Here is a 26187-nt window from a genome sequence, read left to right as displayed (position 1 = left end):
GTCCCTACTTGCCAAACCCGCCTAAATTTTCCACTTTGGACAGCATTTTCTCCCGCGCTGGTGTTTGTTGCCAGCGGAGTTTTCCGAAGGCGGTGATTTTCACGGGTTTGACGCCACAAAATTTAAGGGTGGCGTTTTTCATCGCGCGATGGCCGGCGTTGTGGTATATGAGCCAGTTGTACCACAGGGGACTATCCATGGTAGTGATGAGCCGGGCTGATTTTCCTTTCAGGAGTTTATCCCAGAGCGGGGAATTTTCGCGGTATTTGAAAGCTTTTCCGGGGAGGAATACCCGGTCGATAAATCCTTTCATCAGCGCGGGGATCGTTCCCCACCAGGTGGGGTAGATCCAGACCATGTGTTCGCTCCACTGGATATCGGCCCAGGCTGCTTCGAGGGCGGGTTCCCAGGGGGTGCGGGCGCGGTAGCCCTGATGGAGGTCGGGGTTAAACACCATTTCGCCGAGGCGCAGCACGCGAACGGCGTGCCCTGCGGCGGAGGCTCCTTTTATATAGGCGCCGGCGAGCGCGCCGCAGAAGCTTTCGGAATTCGGGTGCCCGAGGATGACGAGGATGTTCTTCGCTTTCATGATACAAAGGTGAAAAACGGAATGGGTGATTCTTTTGATATATATCAATAAAAGGAATGACTGTTTGTGCTGCCGGGTGGTGCGATATCATTGTCTGCGATGACGGCAGGGCAGGGAAGCATAAAAAAGGTCCGTTAGAAAACGGACCTCTTGTTACTTTACTAACCCAAACAAACGTTTAAAAAACGTATGTAAAATCTTTGCTGTTTTATTTAGATGCATCATTGCCGGGGCAAAGCTGCTTCATCGTATTGTTTTTGTGGAAGTCGGTTACTACTCCCTGTCAGCGGCGGCTCTCGTTTGAGCGACTGCGGCTATGGTTATCACTTCCGAACAATTGAGGAGACCATACTTAAGCAACGTTAGTTGTGGTGATCACTTCCGAACAGATGCAGCGGTCCGCCGCGCCGTTTTAAGCGCTAGCCGCGGCTTCGGCGAGTTTCGCTTTGATCTTGGCTTCTACTTCGGTAGCCACTTCAGGATTGTCGAGCAGGAGCTGTTTTACCGCGTCGCGGCCCTGCCCCAGCTTGTTGCCCTCGTAGCTGAACCAGCTACCGCTCTTCTGGATGATACCATACTCCACACCCATATCGATCAGCTCACCGGCTTTCGAGATGCCCAGGCCGAAGATGATATCGAACTCTGCCATCCGGAAGGGAGGTGCTACTTTATTTTTAACCACTTTCACCTTCACACGGTTACCTACCGCCTCGTCGCCGTCTTTGATCTGGCTCATCCGGCGAATGTCCAGGCGGACGGAAGCGTAGAATTTCAGTGCGTTACCCCCGGTCGTGGTTTCCGGATTGCCGAACATCACGCCGATCTTTTCACGCAGCTGGTTGATGAAAATGCAGCAGCAATTCGTTTTAGAAATGGTCGCCGTCAGCTTACGCAGCGCCTGGGACATGAGGCGGGCCTGAAGACCCATCTTGCTCTCGCCCATCTCGCCTTCCAGCTCGCCTTTCGGCACCAGCGCCGCCACCGAGTCAATCACCACTACATCCACCGCGCCGGAAAGAATCAACCGGTCGGCGATTTCCAGGGCCTGCTCACCATGGTCAGGCTGTGAAATCAACAAGGAATCCACATCCACGCCCAGCTTACGGGCATATGAACTATCGAAAGCATGCTCCGCGTCAATAATGGCGCAAATGCCACCTTTCTTCTGCGCCTCTGCAATCGTATGAATTGCGACCGTCGTCTTACCCGAAGATTCAGGCCCGTATATCTCTATGATACGGCCTTTCGGGAACCCGCCAATACCCAGGGCAATATCCAGCCCCAGCGAACCCGTGGAAATAACTTCCATTGGCGCCTCCGCTTTTTCTCCCATCATCATCACGGATCCCTTTCCGAAATCCTTCTCGATTTTGTCCATGGTAAGGCGAAGGGCCTTCAGCTTTTCTGTATTGGCGTTTGACATATCAGTTTGAATTAATGAGTCAGTATTAAGGTTTGTTTGTGTTTGTTTTCGCATTCTCAGCTTGGTACTGCAAGGTAAAACTATTTCCGGATATCTTCCTAAAAAATTTAGCATTTTGTTTTTAATGCTAATTTTAATAGTATGCATCCCGGCGTTGACAATACAAAATTGCAACACCGCTACGCACAGAATCTGCGTAGTGAAAAGAAATTTCCAAAATGCTGAAAAAAGAAGAGAAAATTAAAAGTGTGCGACGCAACGGCGGCTCCATCAAGGCTCTCCCGTCGGCCGCCCCCCCGCACTAGCCTACGATCCAGTAAGCGCCAACCTGCGCAAGGATACCCACGATGAAGCCCGACCAGACCTCCCGCGGCGTATGCGCATCCAGCACCAGGCGCGACGTGCCCGCGATACCGGCCAGCAACACCGCCCCCGCCAGCGGCAAAGACACATTCATGCCCATATCGCCCATCAGGCAAAGCAAATAACCCACAACGCCCCCCAGCCTACAGTGTGCATGCTGATCTTGACGAAACTGTTCGCCACAAAAGAAATCACCACCGCCAAAAACACCCCCAGCCAGAAAGCATTGTAGAAATCAGGGCTAGCTCCCTCGCGCTTGAACGTGTAAAACGCCCAGAAGTAAAATATTATAGAAGCTACATAAGGGATAATCCTGTCTTTCTGGTCGCGCATCGTAATGCTCCCCACAAAACCCAGCGCCTTCGACAACGCCACTACCAGCATCGGGAACAACACGCTCGCCACCGTCACCCGGATGAACAACACGTCGTAATCCCAACGGAAACTATTGCTGCGGAACGCCGTGAAAAACTCCGGCAACGCCGTTACCGATAAAAAAGTCACGAGCAGCGGGATAAATAAAGGATGCAAAACGTAGGAAAATACGTTCGCCACTGCCCTCGTCACGGGCGAAAAATTCGTTTTCTGCTCTTCCATGAATGTCATCATAATTCCTTGCGTAAACGCGCCACCGGGATGTTCAGCTGCTCCCGGTACTTGGCCACGGTGCGCCGCGCGATGTTGTAACCCTTGTCCTGCAGCATCTTCGTGAGATTCTCGTCGCTCAGCGGCTTGCGCTTGTTCTCCCCGCCGATCATGTCGGCCAGGATCTTCTTCACCTCGCGGGTCGATACTTCCTCACCGCTGTCTGTGCTGAGCGATTCGGAGAAAAAGAACTTCAGCTTGAATGTGCCGAATTCCGTTTGTACATATTTACTATTGGCCACGCGGCTCACCGTCGAGATATCGAGCAAGGTAATGTCCGCTATATCCTTGAGGATCATGGGCTTCATCGTGGTTTCGTCGCCCGTCAGGAAAAAATCGTGCTGGTAATTCATGATCGCTTCCATCGTGCTCAGCAAAGTATGCTGCCGCTGCTTGATGGCGTCGATGAACCATTTGGCCGCATCGATCTTCTGCTTGATAAACAAAACCGCCTCCTTCTGGCGCTTGTCTTTCTTGTCGCCCCGGTCGTATTCCTTCAGCATTTCGCGGTAGCCCTCCGAAATCCGGAGGTCGGGCGCGTTTTTGCTGTTGAGCGACAATTCCAGCTTGCCGTTATTATTTAATATGAAGAAGTCGGGGATCACGTAGCTTTCCGCCTTGTTGAGCACGCTGTGGTTGGCGCCCGGTTTGGGGTTCAGCTTGATGATCTGCCCGATGGCCTCGCGGAGGTCGTCGTCCGAAAGGTTCAGCGAACGCTGTATTTTTTCGTAATGCTTCTTGGTGAACTCGTCGAAGTAATCGTCGAGGATGCGGGTGGCGTTGACCACGCCTTCGTCGTCCTGCGGTTTGCGCCGCAGCTGGAGCAAAAGGCATTCTTTCAGGTCGGCGCAGCACACGCCGGGAGGATCGAAAGTCTGGATCAGTTTGATCAACTGGCGGATTTCTTCCTCATCGGTTTCCACATTCTGGGAAAAAGAAAGGTCGTCCACGATGGCGGACGCTTCGCGGCGCAGGTACCCGTCGTCGTCGATCGATCCGATAATCTGCTCGGCGATGCGGCGCTGGCGCTCGTCCAAAGTCTGGAGCCCCAACTGGTCGAGCAGGTGGTCGTGAAAGGTCGTTTCCACGCGGATGGGCATGGTGCGCGACTCGTCGGGATCGGGATAGTTGTCGTCCCTCAGTTTGTAGTCCGCAATTTCATCATCGCCTTCGGAAACATATTCGGAGATATCGATATTATCGTATTCGCTTTCGCTGCCATCGGGTTCAAACTCGTCTTCGGACGAGGATTCGAACTCTTCGGCGGGTTTTTCCATTTCATCGTCGGGAGTGGAGCCGTCTTCGCTGTATTCGAGCGCGGGATTTTCTTCCAGTTCTTCCTTGATTCTCTCTTCCAGATTGGCAGTCGGGACCTGCAGCAGTTTCATGAGCTGAATCTGCTGGGGCGACAGTTTCTGTAATAATTTCTGTTGTTGCGTCTGCTTTAACATGGCTCGTTCCTTTTTACCACTTTTCCTCCCCGTCCAAACTCAGCTGGTCCGGCAACAGGCGGAAGGATCGTCTGTGATAGATCGTGTCGCCGTGGGACCGGATAGCGTCTCTGTGCTGGCGGGTCGGATAACCTTTGTTGTCTTTCCAGCCATAATGCGGGAATTGATTATGCAGGTTTTGCATGTATTCGTCCCGATATGTTTTTGCCAGCACCGATGCTGCAGCTATGGATGCATATTTTCCGTCGCCCTGGATAATGCAGGTATGCGGGATATTGCCATAGGGGGTGAACCGGTTACCATCGATGAGTAACAACTGGGGCTGTAGCGATAATCGTGCCAAAGCGATGTGCATCGCTTTGAATGAGGCTTTCAGGATATTGATCTTATCAATTTCCTCGTTATCGACACTGGCCACGGCGAATGCTACCGCCTGGGTTTCGATGATAGTTCTCAGCGCGTATCTGTCCGCTTCGGTCATTTGTTTGGAATCGTTGAGGAAAGGATGGCTGAAATCCCTCGGCAAAATAACCGCCGCGGCGAACACGGGCCCGGCAAGGCAACCCCTTCCGGCTTCATCGCATCCGGCTTCCGTGAGTTCGTCCTGAAAATAAGGCAGCAGCAAGGTTACTGGTTTTGTTGCCGCTAAAATTACAAAAACCGGCCGAATGATTCCCGAATTGATAAAAATCATCCTCCCCGGATCGAATTTCGGCCTAATATTGCAGATTTATGGACATGCAGCAAACAAAAGGGAACCGTGCCATCGTCATCTGGTTATATACCGGGGTGGCTATGATCATCGTGCAGGTATTGCTGGGGGGCATCACCCGGCTCACGGGCAGCGGCCTGAGCATCACGGAATGGAAGCCCATCCTGGGCGCCCTTCCGCCCATGAACGAAGCCGCCTGGCAGGAGGCTTTCGCCAAATACCAGGAAATCGGCCAGAGTAAATATATCAACAGTCATTTTACATTGACGGACTTCAAATGGATCTATTTCTGGGAATGGCTCCACCGCAACTGGGCGCGCCTGATCGGCGTCGTGTTTTTCGTTCCGTTTATTTACTTCATCGTCAAAAAAACCATCGACCGCAGCATGATCTGGCCCATGGTGGTCCTTTTCATCCTGGGCGGCCTGCAGGGCGGCATCGGCTGGATCATGGTGCAAAGCGGGCTGAACGAGGAAGACCTTTACGTGAGCCACATTCGTTTGGCCGGGCACTTTATCGCCGCGCTGGGATTGCTGTGGTACGTGCTCTGGTTTGCGCTGAAGCTCAGCCTGCCGGCATCGCACCGCGTTGAAGCGCCGGTGTTGCGGAGGCTTTCGGGGTGGGTCCTGGGTATTTTGGTCGTGCAATTGATCTACGGCGCGTTTATGGCCGGCCTCCACGCCGCGCTGGCCGCCAGCACCTGGCCGTCGATCAACGGGTACGCCGTGCCGCCGGGGATGTTTGCACAGGGAGGATTCTGGGCGGATATCACCCACAATCCCATTACCATTCATTTCATCCACCGCGGACTGGCTTACTTATTAATTATACTCATCGCCGTGTGGTACCTGCGTTCCTATAAAGTGCCGCAGCTGCAGGGAGCCCGCGCCGCCGCGTTGTTCACCGTTTTGCTGCAGGTGTTCCTCGGCGTGCTCACCGTGCTCAACGCCAACGTGAAAATCCCGCTGGCCTTTGCACTGGCACACCAGTTCGTAGGCATGGGATTGCTGATGGTGATGGTATGGGCACACTTCCTGACGTTGCCGCTGCGCCGTTGACATATTATTAATTTTCCATTGCCGATTTTCTCCTTAATTTACTGAGGTGAAAAGATTTTGGTCAAGATTCTTCTATTCCTTTCCCATCCAGCTGCTGTTGCTGCATTTCCGCAAGTACCAGGTGCTCCTGATCTTCTGGGCGATCCTGTTCAGCACAATCAATGGCGGCTTCGCGAAAACCTACGGCGGCGACGCGCTGTACCTCGCGCCCGAATACATGGGAAAAGTAAACTTCTACAGCACCACCGTGATGGGTGTGGCCGCGGCCATCTTCACCATGAGCTGGAACATCACCACGTTCATCCTGCACAGCGGCCGATTCAAATTCCTGGCCACCACCTCGCAACCTTTTTCGCGTTACTGCCTCAATAATTCCATCATCCCCGTCGCGTTCCTGCTGATGCTGCTGTGGCGCGGATGGCAGTACCAGCGCTGGCAGGAGCTCAATTCCATCCCGCAGATCCTGCTGCTGGCGGAGGGTTTTATCTGCGGATACCTCGCCATCCTGTTCGTTTCGTTTTTCTATTTCTTCAACGCGGATAAAAATATCGGCCGCCGGCTGATGCGGAAATTCGGGAACCCGCGGAACTTCCTGCGCACGGTGCTCATCCCCAACCAGGAACACGACGAAAACGCGCTCCCGGTACTCAGCTACTTCTCCAGCCCCTGGCGTATCCGCCGGGCCCGGAACGTAGGCCACTACAACAAACATTACCTCGATAACATCTTCCGCCAGCACCATTTCGCGGCTATGATCACGATAGGCCTGGCGCTGGTGTTCCTCGTCATCATGGCTTACCTGATGGATTTCCCCGCGTTCCGCATCCCCGCGGGTGCGAGCGTCCTTATCTTTTTCGCCTTCCTCATCGGCGTGGCCGGCGCTTACGCCTACCTGCTCGAAAGCTGGGCCATCCCGGTCGTGATCGCCATGATCCTCGGCCTCAACTGGATGGTCAAAAACCAATGGCTTGATAACCGCAACAAAGCCTACGGGCTCGATTACACCGATAAGATAAGCCGCCCCGCCTACAGCGTTCCGCACCTGCAGGAATTCTTTACCGCCGCCCGCGCCGAAGCCGACCGGAAACACACCCGCCAGATACTCGAAAACTGGAAAAAACGATTCCCAGCCGGCAGCAAGCCCCCGCTCATCGTTATCAACACCAGCGGCGGCGGCAGCCGTTCCGCCGCGTGGACGATGAACGTATTGCAACGGTACGACAGCCTGCTCAAAGGCCAGTTGATCAACCACACCATGCTCATCACCGGCGCCTCCGGCGGGATGATGGGCGCCACTTATTTCCGCGAGCTGTACCTCCGCCAGCAGGAAGGACGCATGCCAACTGCGCGCAACCTGTACGACAGCTCGTATTGCGAGAAAATTTCAAAAGACCTGCTGAACTCCGTGTTCAGTTCGTTTGCCGTGAACGATTTTATCACGCCATTCCGGCATTTTGACATCGGGAAAAACAGCTACGCCAAAGACCGTGGATATGCATTCGAAATGCAGCTGAACCTGAACACGGATCATATCCTCAATAAGAAACTCGGCGAATACCGCCAGCCGGAGCTGGAGGCGCGGATCCCCATGCTGATCTGGTGCGCGTCGATCAATGCCGACGGGCGCCGGTTGTATATGTCGCCCCAGCCGGTGAGCTACCTCTGCGCGCCGGAGTACCGCTACCCCACGCGGAGCATGCGGGATGTGGACGGGGTGGACTTCGGGCAATTCTTCGCCAACCAGGACGCGAACGAGTTGCGGGTCACGAGCGCCATCCGCATGAGCGCCACTTTCCCATATGTGTTGCCGAACGTATTCCTGCCGAGCAATCCCATCGTGGACGTAATGGATGCCGGCATCAGCGATAATTTCGGGCAGGAAACCAGCTTGCGCTTCCTGTATAATTTCCGGAAATGGATCAATGAAAACACGGGCGGGGTGATCTTCATCCAGCTGCGGGATTCGCGGAAAAACGACGTATCGCCCATTAAACAGAAAAAAGACCTGGGCGACCTGCTCTTCGAGCCCCTGTTTTCCATGCAGCGGCACTGGACGAGCATGCAGGATTTCGACCAGGATCACCTTATTAATTATATGGAAGGGAATTTCCCGGGGAAGTTTACCCGGTTGATTTTCCAGTACGTTCCGCAGCAGGCGGACAAGGCGGCGGCCCTGAGCTGGCACCTGACGCCCAGGGAGAAACTGGACATTGCCCGGGCGCTGGACAACCCCGCCAACCAGCAGTCCTTCCGCCAGCTGGATGCCGCACTGGGCGGGAGTATGACATCAGATTAACCCGCATCCATCATATTTCAAGCATATTCGTATCCTTCTCGCTTATAGCCGTTTGGACAAATGTCCGGATTCTGTTATTTCCGGGTTATTTATGACAGGGTGGCACCAAATTCGCATGTTTATTCGTACCTTTGCGCCTTCTTTCGGGTTTCTCCGGTTAAAACATGATACCGGGTAGGGGTTCGGAAACGGCTAAATTACTCATTGTCATGCAAATCAGAAACATCGCTATCATCGCGCACGTAGACCACGGCAAAACGACCCTGGTAGACAAAATCTTACATTCTACAAACGTTTTCCGTGCCAACCAGGAAACGGGAGACCTGATCATGGATAATAACGACCTGGAAAGGGAACGCGGCATCACGATTCTGTCCAAAAACGTATCTGTTGAATATAAAGGAGTGAAAATCAACGTTATTGACACTCCGGGTCACGCCGACTTCGGTGGTGAGGTAGAGCGCGTATTGAAAATGGCGGACGGTGTGATCCTGCTGGTGGATGCCTTCGAAGGCCCCATGCCACAGACCCGCTTCGTACTGCAGAAAGCGCTGCAGCTCAACCTGAAACCGATCGTTGTAATCAACAAGGTGGACAAACCGAACTGCCGCCCTGACGAAGTACATGACGCCGTTTTTGAACTTTTCTTTAACCTGGACGCAACCGAAGAACAGCTGAACTTCCCGACCTATTACGGTTCCGGTAAAAACGGCTGGTTCAACGATTCGCTGACCGCCCGTGAAGACATCCTTCCCCTCCTCGACGGTATCCTGACCCACGTTCCTCAACCGAAGATCGCGGAAGGTTCCCTCCAGCTTCAAATCACCTCTCTCGATTATAGCACCTTCCTCGGCCGTATCGCCGTAGGTAAAGTGACCCGCGGTACCATCGTTGAAAACCAGCCCATTTCGCTGGTACAGGTAGACGGTACGATCAAGAAATCCCGTGTACGCGAACTGTACATCTTCGAGTCGCTCGGCAAGAAGCGTGTTACAGAAGTATACCCCGGTGATATCTGCGCCGTGGTAGGCCTGGAAGATTTCGGCATCGGCGACACCATCGCTGACTTCGAAAACCCTGAGGCACTGCCCGTTATCAGCGTAGACGAGCCCACCATGAACATGATGTTCTCCATCAACAACTCGCCTTTCTTCGGTAAAGACGGCAAGTTCGTGACTTCCCGTCACCTGCGCGACCGCCTCATCAAAGAAACCGAGAAAAACCTCGCCCTCCGCGTGGTAGACACCGACTCCGCCGACTCTTTCCTGGTTTACGGCCGCGGTATCCTCCACCTGGGCGTACTCGTGGAAACCATGCGCCGTGAAGGCTACGAGCTGACCGTTGGCCAGCCGCAGGTAATCCTCAAGCAAGTTGACGGCAAGAAATGCGAGCCTTATGAAACCCTCGTGGTAGACGTTCCCCAGGAATTCGCTTCCAAAGTGATCGACCTGGTGACCCGCCGCAAAGGTGAAATGCTCATCATGGAAACCAAAGGCGAAATGCAGCATATTGAGTTCGAAATTCCCTCCCGCGGACTTATCGGCCTCCGTACCCAGATGCTGACCAACACTGCCGGCGAAGCCGTAATGGCGCACCGTTTCATGGACTACAAACCCTGGAAAGGCCCCATCCCCGGTCGTAGCAATGGCGTGCTGATCGCGAAAGAAGGTGGTACCACCACCGGTTATTCCCTCGATAAACTGCAGGACCGTGGCTCCTTCTTCGTGGATCCGGGAGAAGAGGTTTACCGTGGCATGATCATCGGCGAAAACAACAAACCCGGTGACCTCGTGGTAAACCCCAACGAAGGCAAGAAACTGACGAACATGCGCGCGAGCGGAAGCGACGCGGCTACCAATATCGCACCCAAGATTCTGATGACATTGGAAGAATGTATGGAGTACATTCAGCAGGACGAATGCATCGAAGTAACTCCGAACCACATCCGTATGCGCAAAACCATCCTTGACGAAGAAGAGCGGAAGAAGTTCCAGAAGATGCTGAAAGCTGAAGAGGTTAACTGATGAATTGTAGAATCACGCAATAAGGATAACGGAACCGGGCCATTACAGCCCGGTTCTTTTTTATCCTTACATCCCGGGAAGGCCCATGCCGCCCAGCATTCCGCCGGCCATGCCTTTCATTTCCGCTTCCCAGGTTTCTTCCGCCTGCTTCAGCGCGCGGTTCAGCGCCGTAATGAGCAGGTCTTCCAGCTCCTCTTTACGCTCCGCCGCCAGCAACGCCGGATCGATTTCCACGCTCCGCACTTCGCGGCCGCCCGTTACAACTACTTTCACCGTGCCGTTGCCGGCTTCGCCGTCGACCAGAACGTGCCGCAGGCGCTCTTTGCTTTCTTGCATTTTCTGCTGCGCTTCCTGCAGCTTTCCTAACAAATCTCCAAACATAAGATCAGGTTTGCCGCAAAGATAAATTTTCCGGGGCGGCGGCAGAATATGTATCTTGCCGGTTATGATAATCACGGATGTATGTATTATCGGAGCCGGCCCTGGCGGCGCGGCCGCGGCGCTCCAGCTCGACAGGCTGGGCATTTCCTGCGTGGTGGTCGATAAAGCGGTGTTCCCCCGCGACAAGGTTTGCGGTGATGGCCTGAGCGGCAAAGTGATCGCGGGGCTGAACCGCATCGATCCCGCCATCGGGCAGCGGTTGCAGGCTTTCGCCGAAAAAGAGAACAGCTGGGGCGTGACGTTCGTGGCCCCCGGCCGCACTGGCATGGACGTTCCCTACAAACCCAATTACAACCCTGCTACAGACGCGCCGATCGGCTTTGTTTGCAAGCGGATTCATTTCGATAACTTTTTGGTGGATGAGCTGCGGCAATGCAAAAATGTGCAGCTGATCGAAGGCAAATCCATCGACAATTATACGCCCACGCCGGAAGGATATGAGTTGTCTGACGCAAAAGAGACGCTGCGCATTTCCGCCAAGATGATCATCGTGGCCAACGGGGCGCATTCCGCTTTTACGAAAGACGTGGCCGGCATCCGCATGGAGCCGAAGCATTACGCTGCGGGCGTGAGGGCTTATTATACCGGGGTAACGGGCATGCACGATCACAGTTACATCGAGCTGCATTTCCTGAAGAATCTCTTGCCGGGGTACCTCTGGATCTTCCCGCTGCCCAACGGCGAAGCCAACGTCGGGATCGATATGCCTTCCGACACGATGCGCCGCCGCAAGGTGAACCTCAAAACCCTCTTGCACGAAACCCTCCAGTCCGACCCGGTATTTTCGGAAAGATTCCGTTCCGCAAAACCCGTGAGCCCCGTGGAAGGGTACGGCCTGCCGCTAGGATCCCGCTCCCGCCGCCTTTCCGGCGAGCGCTGGATGCTGGTGGGCGATGCCGCTTTCCTCATCGATCCATTTACAGGCGAAGGCATCGGCAATGCCATTTATAGCGGGGCGATCGCCGCTAAACAAGCGGTGGAATGTTTGCAGTCCGGGGATTTTTCCGTGGCGAAGTTATTGGCCTACGACGCTTCCATCCAGCGCGTCCTCGGGGCGGAACTGCGGCTCAGCACGAAGCTGCAAAGGCTCGTCCGTTATCCGCGCCTCTTCAACCTGCTCATGAAAGCCGGCACCCGCAACAAACAACTCCGCGACGTGATTTCGAGCATGTTCTACGAAGTGGATCTCCGAAAAAAACTAACCAAACCATCCTTTTACATCAAACTGATTTTGAACCGGTAACCAATGATGAGAATTACTTTTCTGCTGGCCGGACTTTTGGCCTCTACCACCATTAAAGCACAGACGAAATTTTACGACGAACAAAACGGCATCCTGCGCCTCACGCAGGCGGGCGCCGAACATCTTTCCGGGCTCCCGCTGAAATGCATGCAGCATGAGTTCCCTTACAAAACGGGCATCGTTTTCTCCGATTCGGGCCTCATTCAAAAACCCATCGAATACCATCCCGCGTTTTACGGATGTTTCGACTGGCACAGCAGCGTTCATGGCCACTGGATGCTGGTGCGCCTGCTGAAAACGTACCCGAACCTGCCGAATGCCGCGCTGATCCGGGAGAAGCTGTCGCAAAACCTCACGGCAGACAATATCCGCAAAGAGCTGTTGCTTTTCGCCAATAAAGAAAATAAAGGTTTCGAGCGGATTTACGGGTGGAGCTGGCTGCTCCAGCTGCAAAACGAACTGCTGACCTGGAACGACCCCTTCGCCCGGGAGCTTTCCCGCAACATCGCGCCCATGGCCCGGTATTTCAGCGTTTCCTGGCGCGATTTCCTCAAGAAAATCGCTTATCCCATCCGCGTGGGAGAACATACCAACCTCGCTTTCGGCCTCCGCCTCGCCTGGGATTACGCCGCCACCGCCAAAGATACCGCGCTGCAATCTTCCATCCGCACCGCCGCCATGCGGTTCTATGTAAACGACCGCGATTGCCCCGCCAACTGGGAACCAGGCGGCTACGACTTCCTTTCGCCCTGCCTCGAGGAAGCGGATCTCATGTGGCGCATCCTTCCCGCAGCGGAATACAAAGTTTGGCTGAAACGCTTCCTGCCAGGGCTCTTCCAGCAAAAACCGCTATTCCGCATCGCCAGGGTGAACGACCGTTCCGACGGTAAACTGGTGCACCTCGACGGCCTTAATCTCTCCCGCGCCTGGTGCCTCTACGGCATCGCCCGCCACGCCGGCGACCGCGCCCCCGCCATCCGCGAGCTGGCCTCCCAACACCTGCGCGCCGCGCTGCCCCACGTTGCCAGCGGCGATTACGCCGGCGAGCACTGGCTGGCCACCTTCGCCGTATATGCGCTAACGGTAGAATAATCCACCTAAAATCAACGGAAAATTTTATAGATACAGGGTATCTTTCGGCTTATAAACCGAAAATCATACCCTGTATCCTTTGTTCCCTAACGTATTCTGCTCCGTCATGGGCAGCCCCCGGACTCATCTCCGTGCTCCTCATCGCTGTGGCACTCAGCATCATTTGGATGACGATCCAGTTTTTCAGCAGCGAACCCTGGATGGATAACTTCCCGGGGCAAGTGAATTACAATCACAGCATGCACGGAACGCTTCGCGCCCGGCGTCACCCTCATTTACGCGGAGATATTCCATTACGGCGTCAACATCGTGGCGCCCATTTTCGTAACCCATCTTTTCTTCAAACAGCGGGATATTTTTCCGAAAGCCGCGTCCTGGCTTTTCATTGGTTCCGGCATCATTTGGCTGCTCGACACTGGTTTCGCCAACTTCCTCCTCGGCCGCCAGGTTGATCCCAGGTTCTTGATAGGGATCCGGGCTGGGAGGGATTTTAGCGTCCATTTTTCTATATTACATCGACTTCTCTGATCGCTCCCGCGAAACATTTACCGTTCCGCACCATAGCCTGATCATCGAAGAATATCCCGTACCATAATTTGTAATACTTTTACATGGAACCATCTCAAGCCGCTGATTTTCAGTATTTATCCCCGCTCTTACTCCTGCTCGGACTGGTAGTTTGGATAGCCATAGCATCATTTATATACCGCAAATCGCTGACGCCTGTTTACCCCACGCCTTATCCGGAAGCGTTTTCGGGCGGCATGGTGCTGGTAGGTGTTTTTCTGTTTATGCGGCTGATCGGTAGCCTGAGCGAACTGGTCAAATCGGAAATCTGGGGCGAAAACTATTGGGAGCAGATAGGCGCTTCTGTTCAATCCATGCCAGAACTGGTTGTTCCGATTTACGCCATGATTTTCTTTATGGTATTACTGCAAACACTATCCTTCGCCGGGACTGTTTTCTGTATCTTTTTGTACTACCGCAAACGGGATATATTCCCACGGGTGATCACCGGTATGTTTATCGGCGTGGAAGGGCTGGGGTTGATCGTGATACTACTGTCACTGATGTGGGCCGATTTTTCAGAAATCCTTACAGACAGGGAAATTATCCGCGTTATCTACAGCTGGGGAATCATGGGGCTGGTGGCCTGGTACGTGTTGAAGTCGGAAAAATCGAAAGTTACTTTCGTGCTGCCGCATCCCAGCCTGGTCAATCACGAAGCGAATACTATTACTTTTGATTTTGAAGAAGAAGAAAAAAAGGGAGCCATGAGGCTCCCTTCTGTTGCGGGTTTTATTGTGGAATAGTTACAGAGTCGAATATGACAACTTTGTCCCAGAGTGCGTTGCAGCGCTCGATGAACGCGAGGTGCACGGGATGATCCTGGTAAACATCGTGCCCCGCTTCGTCATTGAAGACGGTGAGCAGGCAGTAGCTGTAACTTTTGTCGATCACCGGGCGGTCGGTTTCGGCGGGTTTGCCGACGTTGAACATGATCAGTGTTTCGATTTTCTCAAGCGTGCTCACGCCTTCTTCAAATGTCTTGATTTCCGCTGCGCTCAGGCCGGGTTTAAGATAAAAATTAACAACGTGCACGAATTTGTTTGATGACATGGCCGATTGATTTAGAACAGACAAGTTAGTGGTTCCGTCATTAAAAATCAAGCCGTCTTCATATGTTGGTCAGGTATGCGCCTGGATTTCTTTCCGCACCGTGGTCCAGTTCACGAAATACACCAGCGCCAGGATGCCCAGCGTGGCCGAGAAAGTGAGGACACCAGGCCAGGCCGCCACATACATGCCGTGTTTCTCCAGTACGCCGCTGGCCCAGAATTGCGCCGCCGCCACCACGATCAGCGCAATCAGACCTGTCACGAAGTACACCGGCACCAGCTGGCCCAGCAGGTAACGTTGCAGCCGCCGTGGCGATGCGCCCAGCGTCACCAGCAACCGTATTTCTTTCCTGCACGACGAAATCACCAGCTGGATAAACATGCTGAACACCAGCAAAGCGAACATCAGCAGTACCAATCCGAAGAATCCCACCACGCTCACGATCGTTTGCACGATACCGCGGATCTTGTTGTATTTCGTTTTCTCGGCATCGGTCGAATAGCCGCGCTTTTCCAGGTAATCTTTCAGTTCCAGGCTACTCGGGTCTTTCACGCGGATCACCACCCGCGACGGCAATTTCACTTCCCCCGAACCGAATTTCGCATTGGCCCAGTCCATAAACGACTGCGGCACCAGCACCGTGGAAATCCTGTCCGAAAAGCCTGCGATCTTGCCGATAAATTTCGCCTGTTGCATGCCTTGCGTGATCACCACTTCCGGCGTCAGGTTCTGGATAGAGGTTTCGGAAAACTGCGGAATGCCGTTGCCCAGCGCGAACCCGAAGTTGAACATGTTCACGAAATCGCGGGGCACCACGATGGGCAGCATCTGATCGCCGGCTTTCCATTTCCACTCTTCCGATTTTACATCAAGAAAAGTGTCGGGCACGGCTTCAAAGAAGGCGAGCGTCGAAAAACCAAGCTGGTCGGCCTGCAGCTGCACGTTGAACTGCGCCGCGGTAATGGGCCCAAACGCTTCCACGAATGGCTGTGCGGCGAAATCTTTTTGTTCCTCCGGCGTAAAAACCGTTTGCCCCGGCTTGCCCATCATGTCGTTGGTGATTTTTTTATTCACCACGAGATAGTCGGCCCTTTCGTTTTCGTTGCGGCTACCGTGTAGCAGTTCGTTGAAATCAGTATGTACCTGTACCGCTACCAGGATCAGCAGCATGGCCACGCCGAGGCCGATAATGGCCATCCAGTAGCGGCTTTTGCCTACACCGGTGCGGATGATTTTCTTTAAAATCCGGTTGAATTGCATGCTATAGCTGGTAAGTTACGTCGTAAGGAAAATGCTGGTCGTGGTCGAGATCGGTGAGGATGAAACCGGCGTTGCGCGCGCGGCACTCCTGTTCGATCAGCCGGGCAGCTTTGGCGGTGTTGGCTTCGTCGAGGTGACTGAAAGGCTCGTCCATCATCAGCCACTGGAACGGCTGCATGAGGGAGCGGATGATGGCGATGCGCTGGCGCTCGCCGTACGACAGTGTGGCGGCGCTTTGCTGCAACACATGCGTAACGCCGAGCGTTTCCGCGAATTCACGGATTTTTTCAGGGGAATAAATAGGCTGCGGAATCATCACGCGCTTCAGTTCGATATTTTCTTCGGCCGTCAGCTGGTCGAACAGGCGAAGGTCCTGGAACACGACCGAAATGGTTTGCTGGCGGATGGCGGCGAGCTGGTCGGGGGAATATTGCGCCCAGGGTTTGCCCCCGGCGGTGATGGTGCCGGTATAGTCGTATCGGATATTGTAGAGATAATGTACGAGCGTGGTTTTGCCCGTTCCGGAAGGGGCCTTGATCTTGACGAATTGACCTGGCTGGAAAACCACCTCCCGGTCCCAGATGTCCGAAGGCCGCTGCCGGATCCTGTCGCGCAGGGGAACCGGGACCACGGCAGAAAGCTCGATCTGCATGTTGAAACGGATGTTAGGTTTAAATATAGGCAAAAAAAGGAAGCCGCCTCTTGCGAAAAAGGCGGCTTCGGGAAATATTTGATAAGCTATCCGATCATTATTCCTCGGTAGCGGGCGCTGCAATCGCAGCGTCTGCTGCCATGGAATCGGTGGCTGCCTGTGCTTCTTCAGCATTGTAGTCGCCCCACTGGGCGGCATCCGCTTTGCGTTTTGCATTCGTCCAGTTGTACACTTTGTTGGTGAAGTTGAACAGCTGGGTGAGGGCGTTTTTGGACTGGTCTTTAAACAGCACTACACCGGAAGAATGCGATTTGTCGCCGCTGATCTCGTCGGATTTCGCGGAGATGGATTTCACGAGGGTTTTGATGTCGTTGCTGATGCTGTCCGGCACATCCATTTCCTTGGCGGGGATGGCGGCCATGATCTTTTCAACATCCAGGTAGAAGGCGCCCACACTGCCTTTGGCATTGCTCAGTGCGTCGCCTTCCAGTTTCGCCTTGCCGCTGCCTGCGTCATAAGCTTTGATCAGCTCGGCGTCGGATCCTGCCAGTACGCGTTTGCTGTTGATGGAAACGGACAGTTCGTCGCCGAGGGGCATATTGGGAACGTATTCATCGCCTTGTTTGGTGAGCGACTGCGCCAGCATGGGGGAAGCCATTACTTTTTCGAAGGCGGCTTTGTCGCCAACTTTCAGGCTGAAGATCCATTTCAGCTGGGGCTTGGTGCGGGTGCTGTCCCATTCGGTGGGAGCGGCAACGGTGGAAAAATCGGAACCCACCATGGTGATTTCACCTTTGAATGCGGTCAGCAGGTCGTCGAGGGTGAAGCGGGCTTCAGCGAGGCCCATGTTCACGAGGCCGTCCATACCGATCAGCTTGATCAGCTCGCCAACGATGCGGAGGTCGCAGTTAACTGCGGCATAACCGAAGATATTGTTGGAGGGATATTTTTCGATGTTTTCGAGGTTGATTTTCTCCATCGGGTATTTCTTGATGATGGCCATCATTTCCTTGCTGGCGTAGGAATACATGTCCACATCGATCTTACCGGTTTCGAAGTTGGCGGTGGCGGTGGTGAAAGCGCCTTCGGTGAGCTTCTTCATATTGGATGCCATGAGCGCGCCCATGCCGGAAGCGTTGGCACCGTTGATGTTATACAGGGCTTCGCTGCTCATCCAGAAAAGCATGTCGCCTTTCTCTTTGCTGATATCTTTGAAAGAAGCAACAGAAGCTACGGACTCGTCGGTTTTCAGGGCGAACATTTTTTCGAGGAGCGCGGTACCGGTGGCGGGCTTGCTGGTGTCTTCCGCATCGAAGTAACTGCGGTTCTGGTCGATGGAAGCCACGGCGATCATGGTTTTGCCGGTGAAGCCTACCACGTTTTTATCGTCTTCTACAAATTTGAAATCTTTGCCGGCTTTCACTTCTTTCTTGGATTTCTCCTTGATGAAAGCTTCAAGCTTGGCCGCGTCGGCAACGTCAGCGATCACGGTCATGTACATGCTGCCTGCGGATTCGCCGGGGATCATGGCGAAGAACAGGTCGCCCTGGAGGTCGATACCGGAATTTTTAGCGTCGGCGAGGGCTTTCGCGTAGTTGTTGGAGGTATCGTTTTGCTGGAGGGTTTCGAATACTTTGTCGATGGTGAGGCCGTCTTTCGACAGTTTATCCTGGATTTGTTTGGATTTGAACCCGAAAACGAGTGCTGCGTTCTTAGGAATATGTTTGCCCTGTTCAGGAGCTTTGGAGCACGAGGCTAACAGAAGAACCGCGGCGCCTGTCAGGAACAGGAGCGCATGTTGGATCGATCGTTTCATAAAGAAAGAGATGTTAAGAAAAATGGATTTGAAAATTAGGAACGAAAATACAAGCTTTTTTGCTAATGCGTCTAATTTTGTTCCCCTTCGCCCGTTGGCTCGATTACTTTGTACAATTTACTATACCTTTGGAAGATATTCAGGATTTTAACCATTTTTTGAAAGACCATATCTGACCTTTATGTACCTGATCCTCTTACAGTATATCCGCCCGTTGGCGGCCATAGAGCATTATATCGAAGCGCACAACGCCTTCCTGGAGAAGCAAGTGCGCGACGGGCGCTTTATCCTCACCGGCCGCCGGAAGCCCCGCACGGGTTCCATCATCGTTTGCCGCGCTTCCAGCCGGCGGGAAGTGGAAGCCATCCTGGCCGAAGACCCCATGGATAAGTTCCAGCTCGCCGTATACGACATCATCGAGTTCGAGCCCAACACATTCGAAATGGCCGGCATCAGCTCCTGATCCCTCCATTATATAATATGCTTCACCCCTCCCTGCACGCCGGCATTCGCATGCCGCTCTGTCAATATCATACGCATCCGCGGCGATCGTCGGAATACGATCTATATAATTAAAAATCAATTATTTACTGTTTTTTCCGCCGAAACGGATGCTTCCGCGGCGGATTTCAGGCGCTGCAACCCCTTCCGGAAGTCGGTTACCAGGTTGTCTTTCATGAACATACCCACGATATTCTTGGGCCGGGCATACTCCGCGTCCATACTCCACGTTACGCGGGTGCCACCCGCCGAATCGGCGAATTTGAAACAGATGTCGGAAACAGCGTTGAGGGGCTCGAAAAACTCTAGTTGCTGGCGGATTTCAGTGTGGGGTGTCAGGGAAAGGTGGCGCAAGCGGCCGTAACCTATTTTTTTCCCGGTCCAGGTAGTGGATGCGCCGGCCGTTCCATCTACCCCGTCTATCCTGAATTTGGCGGAAGGCTCCATCTCGCGGAGCGTATTCCATTGATTATAACGGTCAAATCTGGCGGTTTGGTCCCAAACCGCGGATGGCGGTGCATGTATTAATACGGACTGTTCGATGTGCACTTTGGTGGGCGCCACCAGCAAGAGAATCACCAGCAAGGCCACGGCCATGCCAACCACCCAGGCACTGATATGTAGGAATTTTCTCAAAGGGATAGCAGGTTTTTCCACAATTTACCGAAATTTTTCCGGGGCAGGAAACTCATGCATTTCCTACATGCCGGCGCAAATGAGTTTGCACCGGCAGCATACAGTCAGGTTCTTTGGATGGGGGTTATTTTTCGTTGTCGTTGAACTTCTTCTCGGCGTCTTTCGCTTTTTCGAAATCCAGGATCACTGAATTGATGCAATAACGAAGCCCGGTTGGCGGCGGACCGTCGTCGAAAACGTGCCCCAGGTGCGCCTTGCAACGCCCGCATTGCACCTCGGTACGCTGCATCCCGTGAGAATTGTCAGGCGTGTAAATCACGCTCGTCTTGCTTACCGGCTGGTAAAAGCTCGGCCACCCGCAGCCGCTTTCAAACTTGGTGTCCGACACAAATAAAGGATTGCCGCACGCAGCACAATAATAGGTGCCTTTTTCCTTGCTGTCCCAGTATTTACCAGTAAACGCCCACTCCGTGCCCTTGTCGCGGGCAATGTCGTATACGTCTTTCGGCAGGATTTTTTTCCATTCTGTGTCTGTCAGGTTTACTTTACCAGTATCCGAGCGGGAGTATACCGGATTCTTTTTTCCTCCATAGATGATTTTTTAGGCCCGTTTTGCGAGTAGGAGCAATGACTGAATGTCATGCCTGCGACCAATAAAAGATAGGTCCATGTCTTCATGGCTTCAGATTGATATTTTGCATTACTGTCAGAACGTTCGTAGTATATAAATTGTTAATCTGGATATGCGTCGTTCCGTTACGCAATATAAAGGTACGAAACCGGCAACTGTATGGATTGTATGCCTTCATGTATTTAACAATATTTTTTATTCCTAACTTTACGCCAAAAGGCAGGCAAGTGGCGGATATCATCAACTTATTACCGGACAATATTGCGAATCAGATAGCAGCGGGCGAAGTCATCCAGCGGCCGGCATCGGCGGTGAAGGAATTGCTTGAAAATGCGGTGGACGCCGGGGCTACTGAAATCCAACTTATTATAAGAGACGCGGGCAAGGAGCTCGTTCAGGTCATCGACAATGGGAGCGGGATGAGCGACACCGACGCCCGGATGTGTTTCGAGCGGCATGCCACCTCCAAAATAAAATCGATTGACGATCTTTTCCAGATCCGGACCATGGGCTTCCGCGGCGAAGCGCTCGCTTCCATCGCGGCCGTGAGCCAGGTGGAGCTTAAATCCCGCCGCGCGGAAGACGAGTTGGGCACGTTCATCGAGATCGACAACTCCGTGATCCGCCGCCAGGAACCCTGCCAGGCGCCCGTGGGCACCAGCATCGCTATGAAGAACCTCTTCTTCAACGTGCCTGCCCGCCGTAACTTCCTGAAAAGCAATGCCGCCGAGATGCGCCACATCGTGGATGAATTCATCCGCGTAGCGCTCGCCTTCCCCCATCTGCAGTTTTCGCTGAACAGCAACGGGCAGCAGATGTTCCATTTCGAGAAAGGCTCCCTCAAGCAAAGGATCGTCTCTATCCTCGGCCAGCACTACAATTCCAAACTCGTTACCGTTAAGGAAAGCACCGATTATATGAACATCCACGGGTTTGTGGGGAAACCGGAAACGGCAAAGAAAACCCGTGGCGACCAGTTCTTCTTCGTCAACAACCGGTTCATCAAATCCAGCTACCTCAACCACGCGGTGATGAACGCCTTCGCCGAAACCATCCCGCCGGACAGCTTCCCGCTCTATGTGCTTTTCATTGACCTCGACCCCGCGCATGTCGACATCAACGTGCACCCCACCAAGCAGGAAATCAAGTTCGACGACGAGCGCATCCTCTACGCCTTCGTGCAATCGGCCATCAAACACGCGCTGGCGCAATTCAGCGTTACCCCGGCGCTCGACTTCGACCTCGACCCCGGCATCCAGCAGCTCGACGCGCTCACGCAGCCTTTCACCGAGGAAAAGAAAGCGCAATCGGCCGGCACGTCCATCTACAAGACCTTTACCAGCGCCAACCAGGCGCATATCATCGATAAATCAAACAACAGCAACCTCCAGCACTGGAAAGAGCTGTACGGCCCGCCGCCCGCGCGCGACAACGATTTTCCGCCGCCGCCCTCCCCTTCCGACTTCCCGCCCGTGTCCACCGCCTCCGTCATCGACGAGCGCTGGCAGGAAGCGGCGCACGACCAGAAAGGGCCGGTGCAGGTGCACCAGCAATACATCCTGTCGCAGATCAAATCGGGCTTCATCCTGGTGGATCAGCGGTCGGCCCATGAGCGCATCCTGTACGAGCGCTACCTGCGCGCCCTCGCCGAAAAACCCATCGCCACGCAGCAAAGCCTCTTCCCGCAAACGCTGGAACTGCTCCCTGCCGACGCTATCATCGTCCACGAAATGCTCCCCGACCTGCAAGCCCTCGGTTACGACCTGGAGCCCTTCGGCCAGCACACTTTCGTGGTGCGCGGAACGCCCGCCGACATCCAAACCGGTAACGAACAGGCCAGCATTGAAGGGCTGCTCGAGCAATTCAAAAATTTCAGCCACGAACTGAAACACAACCGCAGGGAGCGCCTCGTGCGCAGCATGGCGCGCAACAACGCCATCCCTTCCGGCAAACCGCTCAGCACACGCGAAATGCAAAACATCATCGACGAGCTGTTCGCCTGCTCGATGCCCAACATTTCCCCGGGCGGCAGAGGCACATTTATCTCGTTCAAGCTCAATGACCTCGAAAAAATGTTCGACCGGGGATTCTGATCCGCCGGACCATAAAACCTGCTACCGTCATCCCGGTTACATGCTGCTAACCGGGATGGGACAACCCGCTGATTGATGCTATATTAACCAGCGTTGCTTCCCCATCAAGTCCACCTCAAGGCCACCTTATCTTCACCTTCCCCGTCCTCGCCACGCCAATACCACACTGTCTTTCCGCCCACTTACCAGCCTCGTAGCGCGATCTTCCTTTCGTCATCTCAAGATACCATCATCTTTCTTATTCCTTCTTGCCGATTGGAAGTTCGTAGCCTTTAAAAAAGAAAGCCGCTTCGATTGAAGCGGCTTTCTTTTTTACTTCTCCCTGAGGATTTCGTTCACATCCATCAGTCGTTCGTACAGCATTGAGAATGCGGTGTAATTGCGTTTGTAAACGGCCGAATGTTCTGTATCCGGCTCAAAAACCCGCGCCGCAGCGGCAGCGTTAAACTGCCACGCGTCCACCTGTTCCAGCGCGTGCCAGGCCAGCATGGCGGCTCCCAGGGCGGAGGCGTCTTCGTCCTGGTGCAGGAGCATCGGTTTGCGGAAAATGTCCGCCATCAATTGTATCCAAAGCGGGGATGCGGTGAAACCTCCGCTCACGGTCACTTCGTTGATCCGGCCGGTCACGCTTTCGAGGGCTTCGCCGATGCTGAGCAGGTTGAAGCAAATCCCTTCCACCAGGGCCCGCTGGAAGTGCGGTGAACTGTGGTGCTGGCGCATGCCCACGAACGCGCCGGAAGCGCGGCTGTCCCATACCGGGGCGCGCTCGCCGAGCATGTACGGTAGGCAGAGCAGCCCGTCGGAACCGGGAGGCGCGGTGAAGGCGGTTTTCAGGAAATCGCTGTAGTCGGACCAGGGCAGGAACGCTTTGGAGAACCATTGCAGCGATACGCCGCCATTGTTCATTGCGCCGCCGCAAACGTAATGCTCGGGGGTGAGGACGTAGGAGAAGATCCTGCCGGCGGGGTCGTCGGCCGGCTGGGGAGCCATCACGCGGATGGCGCCGCTCGTACCGATGGTGAGCGCGGCATGCCCTGGCTCTACGGCGCCGGAGCCCAGCTGCGCCAGGCAACCGTCGCTGCTGCCGGCCATGATGAGCGTGCCTTCGGGAACGCCCATGGCTTGTGCCATGGCGGGGTCCATGCCGATGAGGAGGCGCGTGGTTTCTACAGGGATGGGCAGGCGCTCGTCAGTGATGCCGGCGATTTTCAGCGCGGGGGCGTACCAATCGAGCGTGCGGATATCAAACAAGCCAGAGCAGGAAGCCAGGCTGTAGTCGGTGACAAATTCGTGGAAACAGCGGAAAAGGAAGAGGTCCTTGATCCCCACGAAGCAGGCGGCCTGATCGAATATCTCGGGTTGCTGTTCGCGGATCCATTGGATTTTGCAAAGTGGCGACATGGGGTGGATCGGCGTGCCGGTGGCCCGGTGGATGTCGCGGCCTTCTTTGGTATGGCGCAGCGCGGCGGCGTAGGCTTCCGCGCGGCCGTCGGCCCAGGTCATAACGGGCGTGAGCGGTTCGCCGTCGGCATCTACGGCCAGCAGGCTGTGCATGGCGCTGCTCAGTGCAATGGCGGCGGGCGGGTATCCCATTTCCCCGACGGTTTCGCGGATGGTCTTGATGATGGCGGCGAGCACGGTCTCAGGGTCTTGCTCGCTATACCCCGGAACCGGTTCCCGGGTGGGATAGGATTGCTTGCGGGATGCGGGGATTTGCCCCGCGGGTGTCACCGCGATCGTCTTCGCACTCCCCGTTCCGATATCGACGCCGAGGATATATGGTGATTTTGTTGTCATAGAATAGAGGCCGAAAGTAAAAAAACAGCTTTCATTTTCCGTATTTAATTTATAGATTTAAAATCTTTCAGGTCAAATCTTTCCACAAAAATCCACGTACTTACAATGGCATTTGAGATTAAAAAACAGGCGAAAGCGTACGATGTGTGCATCATCGGATCGGGCGCTGGCGGCGGAATGGCGGCCAAGGTGCTGTCTGACGCAGGGCTGAAAGTGGCGCTGCTGGAGGCAGGGCCCAAGTACGACCCGGCCGATCCCGAACAACAAACCCAACTAAAATGGCCTTACGAGTCGCCCCGCAGAGGCGCCTCCACCACCCGGCCCTTCGGCGATTTCGACGCCGCTTATGGCGGTTGGGAAATCGACGGCGAGCCTTACACCCAGAAAAACGGCACGCAGTTCGACTGGTTCCGCTCCCGCATGCTCGGCGGCAGAACCAACCACTGGGGCCGCATTTCCCTCCGTTTCGGACCCAACGACTTCAAACATCATAGCCTCGACGGGCATGGCGACGACTGGCCGATCGGTTACGACGACGTAAAACCCTGGTACGATCAGGTCGACAAAATGATCGGCGTTTTCGGCTCGAAAGAAGGGATTTATAACGAACCGGACGGTTACTTCCTCCCTCCTCCCAAACCGCGCCTCCATGAGCTGATGGTGAAGCAGGCCGGTGATAAACTGGGCATCCCGGTGATCCACTCGCGGCTATCGATCCTCACCCGCTCGGTGAACAAAGACCGCGGCGCGTGCTTCTTCTGCTCGCAATGCAGCCGCGGCTGCACCGTTCATGCCGACTTCTCCTCTTCCACCGTACTCGTAAAGCCCGCCATGAAAAGCGGCAATGTAGACCTGTACGTAGGCGCCATGGCGCGGGAGATCGTCACCGACGCATCCGGCAAGGCCACCGGCGTGAGCTACGTGGATAAAGCCGACATGCAGGAATACCGCATCGACGCGCGCGTGATCGTGCTGGCAGCGAGCGCCTGCGAATCCGCCCGGTTGTTGCTCAACTCCAAATCCCCCATGCACAAAAACGGCCTGGCCAACTCGAGCGGCATGGTCGGAAAATACCTGCACGATTCCACCGGCGCTTCGCGCGGCGCATTCATCCCTTCGCTGATGGAGCGCAAGCGGTACAACGAAGACGGCGTGGGCGGGATGCACATGTACATTCCCTGGTGGCTCGACAATAAAAAACTCGATTTCGCCCGCGGCTACCACATCGAATTCTGGGGCGGCATGGGCATGCCCGCTTACGGTTTCGGTTTCGGGATGGAAGGCATGCATATGATGGACCCCAACCGCAAGGGCACTCCTGCAGGCGGTTACGGTGCCAGCCTTAAAAACGATTACCGCCGCTACTACGGATCTACCGTCGGTTTTGCCGGCCGCGGCGAAGCCATCGCCCTGGAAAGCAACTACTGTGAAATCGACCCTACCGTGGTGGATAAATTCGGCATCCCCGTGCTGCGTTTCAACTACAAATGGAGCGAGCACGAGATCAAACAGGCGCGCCATATGCACGAAACCTTCGAGGAAATTATCCATAAAATGGGCGGCATCCCTCTCGGCACCAAACCCGGCGAAGAAACGAAATACGGCCTCGAAAACCCCGGCAGGATCATCCACGAAGTAGGCACCACCCGCATGGGCGACGATCCCAAACGCTCGGTCCTCAACAAATACAACCAGGCCCACGATGCCAAAAACGTATTTGTGGTAGACGGCGGCGCCTTCGTTTCGCAGGCAGATAAAAATCCCACATGGACCATCCTCGCGCTTTCTCTCCGCGCGTCGAACTACATCGTGGATGAATTGAAAAAACAAAATCTCTGATCAAC

24 protein-coding genes are annotated in these 26187 nt (G+C 54.5%); 9 read left to right on the top strand and 15 right to left on the bottom strand.

Annotated features, from left to right (window positions below):
• Positions 1–4: 4 nt before the first annotated feature.
• The 6 genes from WJU16_RS14005 to WJU16_RS13980 all read right to left on the bottom strand — a co-directional run bounded on the left by WJU16_RS14005 (position 5) and on the right by WJU16_RS13980 (position 5096).
• The gene (locus tag WJU16_RS14005) at positions 5–589 is read right to left on the bottom strand and encodes an NAD(P)H-dependent oxidoreductase (RefSeq protein WP_341834120.1); all 585 of its coding nucleotides are present in this window, start codon (positions 587–589) and stop codon (positions 5–7) included.
• A gap of 412 nt (positions 590–1001) precedes the next feature.
• Complete coding sequence (gene recA / locus WJU16_RS14000; protein ID WP_298707406.1) at positions 1002–2012, bottom strand: recombinase RecA; 1011 nt, start codon at positions 2010–2012, stop codon at positions 1002–1004.
• 301 nt (positions 2013–2313) lie between these two features.
• A complete protein-coding gene (locus tag WJU16_RS13995) occupies positions 2314–2484 on the bottom strand; it encodes a hypothetical protein (RefSeq protein WP_341834119.1) in 171 nt (56 codons plus the stop codon).
• Positions 2484–2984 carry a hypothetical protein gene (locus WJU16_RS13990; protein WP_341834118.1) on the bottom strand — a complete coding sequence of 167 codons (501 nt, stop codon included), beginning with the start codon at positions 2982–2984 and terminating at the stop codon, positions 2484–2486. The genes WJU16_RS13995 and WJU16_RS13990 overlap by 1 nt, the downstream gene beginning before the upstream one ends.
• Positions 2981–4408 (bottom strand): RNA polymerase factor sigma-54, encoded by a 1428-nt coding sequence (gene rpoN, locus WJU16_RS13985; RefSeq protein WP_404980347.1) that lies wholly within the window; start codon positions 4406–4408, stop codon positions 2981–2983. The genes WJU16_RS13990 and rpoN overlap by 4 nt, the downstream gene beginning before the upstream one ends.
• A gap of 76 nt (positions 4409–4484) precedes the next feature.
• Positions 4485–5096, bottom strand: a complete 612-nt coding sequence (locus tag WJU16_RS13980; RefSeq protein ID WP_341834116.1) for a ribonuclease HII — start codon at positions 5094–5096, stop codon at positions 4485–4487.
• A 107-nt stretch (positions 5097–5203) separates the two neighbouring features.
• On the opposite strand from WJU16_RS13980, the gene WJU16_RS13975 reads away from it, so the two are divergent.
• From WJU16_RS13975 to typA, 3 genes are all read left to right on the top strand, one after another.
• Positions 5204–6241, top strand: a complete 1038-nt coding sequence (locus WJU16_RS13975) for a COX15/CtaA family protein (RefSeq protein WP_341834115.1) — start codon at positions 5204–5206, stop codon at positions 6239–6241.
• 46 nt (positions 6242–6287) lie between these two features.
• The gene (locus WJU16_RS13970) at positions 6288–8537 is read left to right on the top strand and encodes a patatin-like phospholipase family protein (protein WP_341834114.1); all 2250 of its coding nucleotides are present in this window, start codon (positions 6288–6290) and stop codon (positions 8535–8537) included.
• Between the two features lie 209 nt (positions 8538–8746).
• The gene (gene typA / locus WJU16_RS13965) at positions 8747–10561 is read left to right on the top strand and encodes a translational GTPase TypA (protein ID WP_341834113.1); all 1815 of its coding nucleotides are present in this window, start codon (positions 8747–8749) and stop codon (positions 10559–10561) included.
• 66 nt (positions 10562–10627) lie between these two features.
• Here typA and WJU16_RS13960 read toward each other — a convergent pair whose 3' ends face one another.
• Entirely contained in the window at positions 10628–10942 is a 315-nt protein-coding gene (locus tag WJU16_RS13960; protein WP_341834112.1) for a YbaB/EbfC family nucleoid-associated protein, read from the bottom strand.
• Between the two features lie 64 nt (positions 10943–11006).
• On the opposite strand from WJU16_RS13960, the gene WJU16_RS13955 reads away from it, so the two are divergent.
• Positions 11007–12245, top strand: coding sequence for a geranylgeranyl reductase family protein (locus tag WJU16_RS13955; RefSeq protein ID WP_341834111.1), 1239 nt, complete (start codon positions 11007–11009; stop codon positions 12243–12245).
• Between the two features lie 3 nt (positions 12246–12248).
• Entirely contained in the window at positions 12249–13337 is a 1089-nt protein-coding gene (locus WJU16_RS13950) for a DUF2891 domain-containing protein (protein WP_341834110.1), read from the top strand.
• 183 nt (positions 13338–13520) lie between these two features.
• Here the strand turns inward: WJU16_RS13950 and WJU16_RS13945 are convergent, their stop codons facing one another.
• Positions 13521–13838, bottom strand: coding sequence for a hypothetical protein (locus WJU16_RS13945; RefSeq protein ID WP_341834109.1), 318 nt, complete (start codon positions 13836–13838; stop codon positions 13521–13523).
• A 110-nt stretch (positions 13839–13948) separates the two neighbouring features.
• Here WJU16_RS13945 and WJU16_RS13940 point away from each other — a divergent pair, with 110 nt between their 5' ends.
• Complete coding sequence (locus WJU16_RS13940; RefSeq protein ID WP_341834108.1) at positions 13949–14650, top strand: DUF2569 family protein; 702 nt, start codon at positions 13949–13951, stop codon at positions 14648–14650.
• Here the strand turns inward: WJU16_RS13940 and WJU16_RS13935 are convergent.
• From WJU16_RS13935 to WJU16_RS13920, 4 genes are all read right to left on the bottom strand, one after another.
• Complete coding sequence (locus tag WJU16_RS13935; RefSeq protein WP_341834107.1) at positions 14637–14957, bottom strand: Dabb family protein; 321 nt, start codon at positions 14955–14957, stop codon at positions 14637–14639. The two genes, WJU16_RS13940 and WJU16_RS13935, sit on opposite strands and share 14 nt — an antisense overlap.
• Positions 14958–15026: 69 nt before the next feature.
• Complete coding sequence (locus WJU16_RS13930) at positions 15027–16217, bottom strand: ABC transporter permease (protein ID WP_341834106.1); 1191 nt, start codon at positions 16215–16217, stop codon at positions 15027–15029.
• A gap of 1 nt (position 16218) precedes the next feature.
• Entirely contained in the window at positions 16219–16869 is a 651-nt protein-coding gene (locus tag WJU16_RS13925) for an ATP-binding cassette domain-containing protein (RefSeq protein ID WP_341834105.1), read from the bottom strand.
• A gap of 97 nt (positions 16870–16966) precedes the next feature.
• A complete protein-coding gene (locus WJU16_RS13920; protein ID WP_341834104.1) occupies positions 16967–18685 on the bottom strand; it encodes a DUF4836 family protein in 1719 nt (572 codons plus the stop codon).
• Between the two features lie 181 nt (positions 18686–18866).
• On the opposite strand from WJU16_RS13920, the gene WJU16_RS13915 reads away from it, so the two are divergent.
• A complete protein-coding gene (locus WJU16_RS13915; protein ID WP_298711682.1) occupies positions 18867–19148 on the top strand; it encodes a YciI family protein in 282 nt (93 codons plus the stop codon).
• Between the two features lie 116 nt (positions 19149–19264).
• Here WJU16_RS13915 and WJU16_RS13910 read toward each other — a convergent pair whose 3' ends face one another.
• Both WJU16_RS13910 and msrB read right to left on the bottom strand, forming a co-directional pair.
• On the bottom strand, positions 19265–19822 hold the full coding sequence (locus tag WJU16_RS13910; protein WP_341834103.1) for an SRPBCC family protein: 558 nt from the start codon (positions 19820–19822) through the stop codon (positions 19265–19267).
• A 124-nt stretch (positions 19823–19946) separates the two neighbouring features.
• Positions 19947–20312: a peptide-methionine (R)-S-oxide reductase MsrB gene (msrB, locus tag WJU16_RS13905; RefSeq protein WP_341838668.1), complete on the bottom strand. Its 366-nt coding sequence runs from the start codon at positions 20310–20312 to the stop codon at positions 19947–19949.
• A gap of 368 nt (positions 20313–20680) precedes the next feature.
• Here msrB and mutL point away from each other — a divergent pair, with 368 nt between their 5' ends.
• A complete protein-coding gene (mutL, locus tag WJU16_RS13900; protein ID WP_341834102.1) occupies positions 20681–22546 on the top strand; it encodes a DNA mismatch repair endonuclease MutL in 1866 nt (621 codons plus the stop codon).
• A gap of 312 nt (positions 22547–22858) precedes the next feature.
• Here the strand turns inward: mutL and WJU16_RS13895 are convergent, their stop codons facing one another.
• Positions 22859–24343: a gluconokinase gene (locus WJU16_RS13895; RefSeq protein WP_341834101.1), complete on the bottom strand. Its 1485-nt coding sequence runs from the start codon at positions 24341–24343 to the stop codon at positions 22859–22861.
• Positions 24344–24448: 105 nt separating this feature from the next.
• Here WJU16_RS13895 and WJU16_RS13890 point away from each other — a divergent pair, with 105 nt between their 5' ends.
• A complete protein-coding gene (locus WJU16_RS13890; RefSeq protein ID WP_341834100.1) occupies positions 24449–26182 on the top strand; it encodes a GMC family oxidoreductase in 1734 nt (577 codons plus the stop codon).
• Positions 26183–26187 lie beyond the last annotated feature (5 nt).

The organism is Chitinophaga pollutisoli, assembly GCF_038396755.1.
Taxonomy (GTDB): Bacteria; Bacteroidota; Bacteroidia; order Chitinophagales; family Chitinophagaceae; genus Chitinophaga; species Chitinophaga pollutisoli.
The sequence above is the reverse complement of the archived record's forward strand: the minus strand, read 5'-3'. Positions and strand labels throughout refer to the sequence as shown.